9 protein-coding genes are annotated in these 9,552 nt (G+C 72.7%); 7 read left to right on the forward strand and 2 right to left on the reverse strand.

Annotated features, from left to right (window positions below; all coding sequences use genetic code 11):
- Nucleotides 1-58 precede the first annotated feature (58 nt).
- The 3 genes from Asi03nite_RS34530 (at nucleotide 59) to Asi03nite_RS34540 (ending at nucleotide 4,253) form a co-directional block, all read left to right on the forward strand.
- Complete coding sequence (locus Asi03nite_RS34530) at nucleotides 59-1,570, forward strand: fused MFS/spermidine synthase (RefSeq protein ID WP_203684720.1); 1,512 nt, start codon at nucleotides 59-61, stop codon at nucleotides 1,568-1,570.
- Between the two features lie 130 nt (nucleotides 1,571-1,700).
- Nucleotides 1,701-3,491 carry a serine/threonine-protein kinase gene (locus Asi03nite_RS34535; RefSeq protein ID WP_203684721.1) on the forward strand — a complete coding sequence of 597 codons (1,791 nt, stop codon included), beginning with the start codon at nucleotides 1,701-1,703 and terminating at the stop codon, nucleotides 3,489-3,491.
- Nucleotides 3,492-3,527: 36 nt separating this feature from the next.
- Nucleotides 3,528-4,253 carry an SDR family NAD(P)-dependent oxidoreductase gene (locus tag Asi03nite_RS34540; protein ID WP_203684722.1) on the forward strand — a complete coding sequence of 242 codons (726 nt, stop codon included), beginning with the start codon at nucleotides 3,528-3,530 and terminating at the stop codon, nucleotides 4,251-4,253.
- A gap of 95 nt (nucleotides 4,254-4,348) precedes the next feature.
- On the opposite strand, the gene Asi03nite_RS34545 is transcribed toward Asi03nite_RS34540, so the two are convergent.
- The gene (locus Asi03nite_RS34545; RefSeq protein WP_203684723.1) at nucleotides 4,349-4,744 is read right to left on the reverse strand and encodes a hypothetical protein; all 396 of its coding nucleotides are present in this window, start codon (nucleotides 4,742-4,744) and stop codon (nucleotides 4,349-4,351) included.
- A 331-nt stretch (nucleotides 4,745-5,075) separates the two neighbouring features.
- On the opposite strand from Asi03nite_RS34545, the gene Asi03nite_RS34550 reads away from it, so the two are divergent.
- Complete coding sequence (locus Asi03nite_RS34550) at nucleotides 5,076-7,202, forward strand: RecQ family ATP-dependent DNA helicase (protein ID WP_203684727.1); 2,127 nt, start codon at nucleotides 5,076-5,078, stop codon at nucleotides 7,200-7,202.
- Nucleotides 7,203-7,240: 38 nt separating this feature from the next.
- On the opposite strand, the gene Asi03nite_RS34555 is transcribed toward Asi03nite_RS34550, so the two are convergent.
- Nucleotides 7,241-7,696, reverse strand: a complete 456-nt coding sequence (locus tag Asi03nite_RS34555) for a GNAT family N-acetyltransferase (RefSeq protein ID WP_373872209.1) — start codon at nucleotides 7,694-7,696, stop codon at nucleotides 7,241-7,243.
- A gap of 138 nt (nucleotides 7,697-7,834) precedes the next feature.
- On the opposite strand from Asi03nite_RS34555, the gene Asi03nite_RS34560 reads away from it, so the two are divergent.
- The 3 genes from Asi03nite_RS34560 to Asi03nite_RS34570 all read left to right on the forward strand — a co-directional run bounded on the left by Asi03nite_RS34560 (nucleotide 7,835) and on the right by Asi03nite_RS34570 (nucleotide 9,540).
- Nucleotides 7,835-8,140 (forward strand): metal-sensitive transcriptional regulator, encoded by a 306-nt coding sequence (locus tag Asi03nite_RS34560; RefSeq protein ID WP_203684725.1) that lies wholly within the window; start codon nucleotides 7,835-7,837, stop codon nucleotides 8,138-8,140.
- Nucleotides 8,141-8,204: 64 nt separating this feature from the next.
- Nucleotides 8,205-8,417, forward strand: a complete 213-nt coding sequence (locus Asi03nite_RS34565) for a heavy-metal-associated domain-containing protein (protein WP_203684726.1) — start codon at nucleotides 8,205-8,207, stop codon at nucleotides 8,415-8,417.
- Nucleotides 8,410-9,540 (forward strand): DUF8832 domain-containing protein, encoded by a 1,131-nt coding sequence (locus Asi03nite_RS34570; RefSeq protein ID WP_239103139.1) that lies wholly within the window; start codon nucleotides 8,410-8,412, stop codon nucleotides 9,538-9,540. The genes Asi03nite_RS34565 and Asi03nite_RS34570 overlap by 8 nt, the downstream gene beginning before the upstream one ends.
- Nucleotides 9,541-9,552: the final 12 nt, after the last annotated feature.

A 9,552-nucleotide genomic window follows, 5' to 3' on the forward strand; every position in this document is an offset into this window, starting at 1 on the left:
GCGGCGTGAGGCGTGGCGTGCGGGGCGGATCAGGCCCGGGGCGGATAGCATCCCGGCGATGGAGACCGCGCCGCCCCGCGCCCTGCCCACGGCCCTCGCCAGCGCCCTGGCCTTCGGCTCCAGCGGCGCCGTCCTGGTCCTGGAGATCGTCGCTCTTCGCCTGGTCGGCCCGTACGTCGGCGTGACCCTCCAGGTCAGCAGCTCGGTGATCGGCATCTCGCTGGCCGCCATCGCCTACGGCGCCTGGCTCGGCGGCCGGCTCGCCGACCGGTACGACCCCCGCATGCTGCTCGCCCCCGCCCTGGTCCTCGGCGCGATCGGCGCCGCCGTGACCCTGCCGCTGGTGCGCTGGGGCGGCGAACTGCTCCGCGGCGGCGCCGCCCCCGCCGTGCTCCTGCTGGCCGCCCTGGCCGTCTTCCTTCCCGCATTCGTCCTCTCAGCGATCCCGCCGATGGTCGTGAAGCTGCAGCTCAGCACCCTGCGCGAAGCCGGCACCGTGGTCGGCCGCCTGTCCAGCATCGGCACGCTCGGCGCGATCACCGCCACGCTGGGCACCGGCTTCGTCTTCGTCGCCGCGATGCCGAGCAGCGCGATCGTCCTGAGCCTGGCCGCCCTGCTGGCGGTGAGCGGCCTGCTGCTCGGCTGGTGGCTGCGGCGCGACGAGACCCACCCGGACCTGCCCGGCTCGCCTCGCTTCCGGTCCGTGCTGGCCACGGTCGGCCTGGTCGGCGCCGGCCTGGGCGCGGTCTCGCCGACCCCGTGCGACGTCGAGACGGCGTATCACTGCGCCCGGGTGGAGTCCGATCCGGATCATCCCGGCGGCCGCACCCTGATGCTCAACTCGGCCCCACACTCGTACGTCGATCTGAACGACCCCCGGCATCTCGAGTTCGAGTACGTCCAGTGGATCGGCGCGGTCGCCGACGTGCTGCGCCCGGCCGGCACCCCGGTCGACGCCCTGCACATCGGCGGCGGCGGTTTCACCGTCCCCGGATACCTACGGGCCACCCGCCCGGGCAGCGACCAGCTGGTCCTGGAGCTCGACGGCGGCCTGGTCGATCTGGACAAGCGCGAACTCGGCCTGGTCACCGGTCCCGACCTGCGGGTCCGGATCGGTGACGCCCGGGTCGGCGTGGCGGGACGCCCGTCCGCCGCCTACGACCTGGTGGTCGGCGACGCCTTCGGCCACCAGGTGGTGCCCTGGCACCTGGCCACCCGGGAGATGGCCGCGGACATCTCCCGCACCCTGCGCGCGGACGGCGTCTACGCGCAGAACGTGATCGACTACCCGCCGGACCGGTTCATCCGCGCCGAGCTGGCCACCGTCGCGGCGGCCTTCCCGCATGTCGCGCTGATCGCGCCGGAGGACGCGCTGGCCGGCGAGGTCGGCTCGAACTTCGTGATCGTCGCCTCGCGGAGCCCGCTGCCCCTGACCGCGCTGGGCGCTCGGCTCGCACGGATCGAGAAGCCGGTCACGCTCCTGACCGGCCCCGGCCTGACCACCTACATCGGCGGCGCCAGGGTCTTGACCGACGACCACGCTCCGACCGATCAGCTTCTGCCGAGCTGACCCCCGGGCCCGCGAACAGTGGCCCTCCCGCGCCGCCACGGGTTGAATTCTGGGCCGGTCCGGGCGGCGAATCCGTACGGGTTTCGGTGTGCGGCTCCGGAGAATGAGCCGCTTCCGGGAGAATCGGCGTATGGGGCGTACGGAGCGAAACGGTCACGAGGGATCGCTTCGCCTCGCCGGGCGGTACCGTCTCGTCGAGAAGCTCGGCACCGGCGGTATGTCGGTCGTCTGGCGCGGTTACGACGAGACCCTGGGCCGCGAGGTCGCGGTCAAGGTGCTCGCGCCGCAGCTGGCCATGGACCGCGCGTTCCGGGATCGCCTGCGCCAGGAGGCGCTGTCCGCCGCCCGGCTCTGCCACCCGCACATCACCGGCATCTACGACTTCGGTGAGGCTCTGCTCTCGGAGCATCTGACCGTCCCTTACGTGGTGATGGAGCTGAACGACGGCGAGTCGGTCGGCGCGCGGATCGGCCGGCAGGGCTCGCTGGACTGGCGGGAGGCGGTGATGGTGTGCGCCGAGGTCGCCTCCGCGCTGGCCACCGCGCATGCCCGTGGCGTCGTGCACCGCGACGTGACGCCCGCCAACGTGATGCTCACCGGGTCCGGCGCGAAGGTGGTGGACTTCGGCATCTCGGCGGTGGTCGGCCAACGCGACGCGGGCCCGGACGGCAGCCTGCTCGGCACGCCGGCCTATCTCGCCCCGGAACGCCTGGGCGGCGTGCCGGTCTCGCCGGCCACCGACGTCTACGCCCTCGGGTTGCTCCTCTACCGGGCGCTCACCGGCCGGATGCCGTGGCCCGCCGAGAGCACCGCGGAAGCGCTCCGCGCCCACCTGTACGCCGATCCGGCCCCGATCCCCGAGGTCCCGGGGATGCCGGTCGCCGTGGCCGACCTGTGCCTGCGTTGCCTGGCCAAGGATCCGGCCGGGCGCCCGCCCTCCGTCGAGGTGGCCCGCGCCCTGGCCGCCACCGTCGGTGTCCACCCGATCATCCCGCCACTGCGACCGGGGGAGAAGCCGTCGGCCCCGGTTGCGCGGGCCGTCGTACCCGCCCCCGCCTCGGCCCGCGCCAGCGGGCGCGATCTCGCGTGGCTGCGCGGCTCGCGGAGCAATCAGGTCCGCATGCTGCGCCTGCGTGCCGGCCTGCGGATCGGCGCGGCGCTGCGGATGGGCGGGGCGCGTCCGGTGGGCGGTGGACTCTTCCTCGGCGCTCGGCTGCGCCGCTCCGTGGCGGTCACCGCCTGGATGCGCCGCGACCGCCCGGCCCGCGGCCGGAACCGGTTGTCGGTGGCCGCCGCGCTGGCCACCGCGGTGTTGCTGGCCGGCAGCGCGGTGAGCTGGTCGGCCCGCAGGCAGGCCGCCGAGGCCGAGCAGTCCAGCGCCTCCGCCTCCGGGCCCGCCCCGGGCGGCGCCACCGTGCAGCGTCTCCGCTGCTCGGTCCGATACCAGGTGCAGCGGGACTCGGGCGGTTCCTTTGAAGCGCGGCTGACGGTGCTCACCACCGGTGGCTCGGGCGGCTGGCGGGTGGACTTCACCTACCCCGGCACGCAGCGGCTCGCCGGACCGCCCAAGTCGGTCTCCCAGCGCGGCCGGCACGTCTCGGTGCGCGGCGAGGGCCGCAGCGGGGTGGTCACGCTGCGCGGTGGTTACCGCGAGCGCAACCCGCTGCCGCTCTCCTTCGCCGTCAACGGCCACCCGTGCCGGACCGAGGTGCTGGGCAGCGTCAACGGCCGCGCGGGCAAGGACGACTCGGTGAGCGCCGCCTCGGCCCGGGAACGCTCCGGGCCGGATGAGACGCTCCGCAAGCGCAAGCGGCATCCGTCGCGGCACGGCGGCGGCCCGCGCAAGCGGATCACCCCGCCGGCCACGCACTCGCCGGCCGTGCCGGGGAAGCGGAACGGCGGCTTCTCCCTCGCGCTGTGAGGCGCTCCGCGGAACGGCGCGGATAGGGTCGAGGTCATGACAAGACTGGCAGTGGTCACCGGCGGCGGAACCGGGATCGGCAAGGCGACCGCCGGCATGCTTGCGGGCGAGGGCTTCGACGTGATCATCGTGGGGCGTCGCTCCGATGTGCTCGCCGACGCGGTGAAGTGGATCGGTCCACAGGCGTCTGCGGTGACCGCCGACGCGGGCGACCCGGCGCAGGTGCCGAGGGTCGTCGAGGCGGTGGCCGGCCGTGCGGTGGACGTCCTGGTCAACAACGCGGGGGCGTTCGTCGGCGGCGACGAGAGCACGCTGGACGGAGTGGCCGAGCGCTGGCGGGCGAACCTGGACTCCAACGTGCTCACCGCGGTACTCATGACCACCGCACTGCTGCCGCGACTGCGCCGGCCGGGCGGCAAGATCATCCTGACCAGTTCGATCGCGGCTCAGCGGGGTGGTGGCGGACCCTACTCGGCGGCCAAGGCGGCCCTGCACGGCTACGTCCTGGACCTGGCCACCAGCCTGGGCGCGGAGGGCATCACGGCCAACGTGATCTCGCCGGGTTACATCGTCGACAGCGAGTTCTTCGACGGCCGGATGACGCCCGAGGGGCACGCCAAGCGGGTGGCCGCGACGCTGGTCAACCGTCCAGGGGAGCCGCATGAGATCGCCGAGGCGGTGCGCTGGCTGGTCGGGCCGGGCGGTGGCTTCGTCACCGGGCAGATCATCAACGTCAACGGCGGCACCGTGCTGGGGCGTTGACCGGGGCGTGCCCGGCCGGGGCGTACGCCGGAAGCCGGAAGTTGATCCTCCCGCCGCCGGAACGGCCGGTCGCAGGAGCGGTTGGCCGCGAGTCATCAGCTGTCTCCGGTGAAGCGGCCCTCGTCCGGCCGATTGGGCCGGAAGCGCTGCCCGGACCAGCGGTCGTCGATCGCCACCTGCCCGCACGGGCGCATGTTGAAATCAGCCACGATGGGCCACAGCGTGTCCCGGTTGATGCCTGCCTGGTTGGCTTTCGGATAGGCGATCCAGAACGCGCTCGGCTTGTCGAGGTCGGCCTGGTGCTCGGTGAGCTGTGCCCGCACGCTCGCGGCGTCCTCCGCGAACAGCACGGCGGTGCCGGCGGTGGCCAGCATCCCGGTCTCCCGCACGCCTTTCGGCATCGGGGTGAGCAGCGGCAGGCGGGCCGGCTGGCTGAGCCAGACGGTGGAATTCGGCTTGATCAGCAGCTTCTCGGCGATCGTTTTGCTCATGCCCTGAGACTTCCATTCAGGAGTGGGTCCGGGTCGGGTTTGCGCTGAAGCGGATGCCGGCCGGGGCAGGCCCGGACCGGCTGGTGCTGCCACGGGGCCGGCCGGTGGCCACCGGGCGGTGGCCGTGCTCCGGTGCCGTGGTGGGCCGGCCGGTGTGTGCCGCGCATGGCTTCCCTCCCCGTCGCCGGAATCTCGGATGCCCACGAGCTTGGCCGGGCGCGGCGATCCCCGCTCGACTTCCTGTTCTGCCTGTGGATAACGGCGGGTTGTGGATAACTCCGGTTCTGTCGGTGCGGGCTGATAGACATGCCGGGTGACCGAGACGACGCGGATGGCGGCCGGTGCGGCCGAGCGGGCGAGTGTGCGGGAGCGCGCCGAGCAGGTGCTGCGCCGGCTCGCCGGAGAGCACGCGAGACTGCGTGAGGATCAGTGGCGCGCCATCGAGGCGCTCACCGTCGATCGCCGCCGGGTGCTCTGCGTGCAGCGCACCGGCTGGGGCAAGTCGGCGGTCTACTTCGTGGCCACCGCGCTGTTGCGGGAGAGCGGGTCGGCCGGCCCCACGGTGATCGTGTCCCCGCTGCTCGCCCTGATGCGCAACCAGGTCGACGCGGCGGCCCGGGCCGGCATCCGGGCGCGCACCATCAACTCGGCGAATCTGGACGAGTGGTCCGAGATCGAGCAGGAGATCCGGACCGGCGCGGTGGACGTGCTGCTGATCAGCCCGGAGCGGCTCAACAATCCGGATTTCCGGGACAACGTACTGCCCGGCCTGGCACACAGCACTGGCCTGCTGGTGGTCGACGAGGCGCACTGCGTCTCCGACTGGGGCCACGACTTCCGGCCGGACTACCGGCGCCTGCGGACGTTCCTCAGCGGCCTCCCGAGCCGTACGCCGGTGCTCGCCACCACCGCGACAGCCAATGCGCGGGTGACCGCTGACGTCGCCGACCAGCTCGGCGACGCGCTGGTGCTGCGCGGCCCGCTGGACCGCGACTCGCTGCGCCTGGCGGTGCTGCGGCTGCCCGACCCGGCGCACCGGCTGGCCTGGCTGGCCGATCACCTGGAGCGGCTGCCCGGCTCCGGCATCGTTTACACGCTGACCGTCGCCGGGGCCACCGAGACCGCCGACTTCCTGCGTTCGCGCGGGTTCCCGGTGGCCTCCTACACCGGACAGGTGGAGGACGCCGAGCGCCGCGCCGCCGAGCAGGACCTGCTGGACAACAAGATCAAGGCGCTGGTGGCGACGTCCGCGCTGGGGATGGGCTTCGACAAGCCGGATCTCGGGTTCGTCGTGCACCTGGGCGCGCCGAATTCGCCGATCGCTTACTACCAGCAGGTCGGCCGGGCCGGTCGAGCCGTCGAGCACGCCGAGGTGGTGCTGCTGCCCGGACCGGAGGACGCGGCGATCTGGCGATATTTCGCCTCCCTCGCGTTCCCGCCCGAGGAGCAGGTGCGGGCGGTGCTGGCCCAGCTCTCCGCGGAGCGGCCGCTGTCCACCCAGGCGCTGGAGCCGCTGGTCGACCTGCGCCGCAACCGTCTGGAGCTGATGCTCAAGGTTCTCGATGTGGACGGCGCGGTGCGCCGCACCCGCGGTGGCTGGCTCGCCACCGGCGAGCCGTGGACCTATGACACCGCCCGGTTGCGGCGGGTGGCCGAGGCGCGGGCCGCTGAGCAACAGACAATGATGGAGTACGCGGTGAGCACCGCCTGCCGCATGGAGTTCCTTCGTCGTTGCCTGGACGATCCCGAGGCGAAACCGTGCGGCCGGTGTGACAACTGTGCCGGGCCACTGTTCGACGCCGACGTGTCGTCCGGCTCGCTGGCCGCCGCCGAGGCGTTCCTCGGCCGGCCCGGGGTCCAGATCGCGCCGAAGAAGATGTGGCCCACCGGGATGTCCGCGGTCGGCATCTCGTTGAAGGGCAAGATCGCGCCGGCCGAGCAGATCGAGCCGGGCCGGGCCGTGGGCCGCCTGTCCGACCTCGGCTGGGGCGCGCGGCTGCGTGGCGTGGTGGGGCCGGAGTCGCCGGATGCCCCGGTGCCGGCGGAGCTGGCCGCCGCGGTGGTCGAGGTGCTCAAGGCATGGGCGCATGGCGAGGACGCCTGGCAGCAGCGGCCGGTCGGAGTCGTGGCGGTCGGCTCACGGCGTCATCCACAGCTTGTCCACAGCCTGGCCGAGCACATCGCGACGGTCGGCCGGTTGCCGTTGCTGGGCGCGTTGACTTCCCCGCGCTCGGGGGAGGAGAGCTTCCGCGGCAACAGTGCGCAGCGGGTCCGGGCGCTGCACGACGCCTTCACCGTGCCGGCTGAGGTCGTGGCCGGGATCGCGGATCATCCCGGCCCGCTGCTGCTGGTCGACGACCTGGTGGACTCCGGATGGACGGTGACCTTGGCCGGGCGGGCGTTGCGGCAGGCCGGTGCCGGCCCGATCCTGCCGCTGGCCCTCGCGGTGGCCGGCTGATGAGGCCCGCCGCGCGGAAACCGGCCGTTCCGGGCGGGTCAGGTCAGGCCGAGGACCGCGTTCCGGGTGGGACGGCGGTCGATCTCCATGAACCGGTGCGGGCCGGCGACCGGGGTGAAGCCGGAGCGCCGGTAGACCTCGTGGGCGTCCCGGGTGGCCAGCAGGAGGCGGAGGACGCCGCGTCCGGTCAGGTCGTCGACGATGCTGTCCACCAGCCAGACGCCCAGGCCACGGCCGCGGTGCCCGGGGGCGACGAAGACGTCGCAGACCCAGCCGAAGGTGGCGCCGTCGGTGACCACACGGGCGAAGGCGACCTGCTCGTCCCCGTGGAACACCGAGTACGGCAGGGAGCCCTCGATCGAGCGGCTGACCAGTTCGTGCGATCGGCCGGCGGCCCAGTACGAGTCCTCGGACAGCCAGCGGTGCACCCGGTCGACGTCGACCCGGTTCGCGTCGTCGCTCAGAACGTAGCCGTCCCGTTCGCGGTCTCCCACAGTTGCTCCTTCGCTCGTCCACATGTTCGGCCGCATCGTGCCACGGGGGCCGGGGTGGCATGCGAGCGCTTTCCCGCAGTGCGCGCCGGCATCCGGGTGCGACGATTGCCACATACCGGCGGGGGGTATGCTTGGCGCATGTCTGAGGAGGCGAGCCCGCAGCACGGACCGCACGGGTACTCCGGTGACAAGGCGGCCCTGCTCAGCCGCCTGCGCCGGATCGAGGGCCAGATCCGTGGCTTGCAGCGGATGGTCGACGAGGATACGTACTGCATCGATGTTCTGACCCAGATCTCCGCGGCGAAGAGCGCGCTGCAGGCGGTCGCGGTCGGCCTGCTGGAGGACCACCTGGCGCACTGCGTCGTGGACGCGGCTCGTGCCGGGGACCCGTCCACCAAGGTCAAAGAGGCGTCCGACGCGATCGCGCGGCTGATCAAATCCTGACCGGCGGGAATCACGTGCGACAAGTGGCAAACGGCGCGAGGCAAACCGTAGGAAGGCGATTCTCATGGCTGTGACCAGCACCTACACCGTCAAGGGCATGACTTGCTCGCACTGCGTTACCGCGGTGACCGAGGAGATCTCGGCGCTCCCCGGGGTCTCTGGAGTGCAGGTCGATCTCAGCTCCGGCGGGGTGACCGTGACCAGCGAGGCGCCTCTGTCCGGCGACGCGGTGCGCGCCGCGGTCGACGAGGCCGGCTACGAGCTCGCGGATGCCTGACGAGGCGGGCAAGCGGCCGGACGAGGTGACCGCAACGCCCCAGAAGACGGGCGTGACGTCCGACGAGGTGAGCGCGGCGCCGGACGAGGGAGGCAAGAAGGCGGGCGGGGCGAGCCGGCGCAAAAGGTCCAAGTGGACGCTGGACCTCAGCGAGACCGACCCGGCCTACCGCGCCGATGCGGCCGGTAGGGAAGACGACGCGGCGACAGCGGAAACGGAGCCGGTCGAGAAGGGCAGCGCCTTCCGCCTGGCGGCCTTCGGCGCATTGCTGATCGTCGTCCTCTTCGCGGGCTACGGCCTGGGCCGGCTCAACAACGGGACAGGCGCCGGAACGACCGCCACGCCCGCGTCCACCACCAGCGCCGCGATCGTCGACGAGAACATGCCGCACACGCACGGCGCCACCGGCACGGGCCTGACCACGACCGCCGGCGCCGCGCTGGGCGGCCTGTCGCTCAGCTCCGACGGCCTGACCCTGCGCCCCGCGACGACCACGTTCGAGGCCGGCAGGAAGCAGCGTCTGAGCTTCACGATCGACGCGACCGGCGGCGCGCCGGTCACGTCCTACGCGATCGTCCACGACAAACCGCTGCACCTGATCGTGGTGCGCCGCGACCTCACCAGCTTCCAGCACCTGCACCCGGAAATGGCCGCCGACGGCACCTGGAGCATCGACCTCACGCTGGGACGGCCGGGCGTCTACCGGATGATCGCCGACTTCACCGCCCTGGCCGGCGGCCGGCAGATCGCCACCACGCTGGGCACCGACCTCACGGTGGCGGGCGAGTACCAGCCGGACCGGCTGCCGGCGCCCAGCAACGAGGCGGTGGTCCACAATTTCACGGTCGCCTACGAGGGCGCCCCGAGCACCCAGTCGGTCCAGCCCCTGCTGATCACGGTCGCCGGCGGTGCCGTCGAGCCGTACCTGGGCGCCTACGGCCACCTGGTCGTGCTGCGCCAGGGCGACGTCGCCTACCTGCACGTGCACCCCGAGCAGAAACTCGTCGACGGCAAGGTCAAGTTCTGGGTGACCGCGCCCAGCCCCGGCGAGTACCGAATGTTCTTCGACTTTCAGGTTGCCGGCCAGGTGCACACGGCCGAATGGACGCTGACGGTCCCGTAGGAGCGCACGGCC

The organism is Actinoplanes siamensis, assembly GCF_016862395.1.
Classification (GTDB): domain Bacteria; phylum Actinomycetota; class Actinomycetes; order Mycobacteriales; family Micromonosporaceae; genus Actinoplanes; species Actinoplanes siamensis.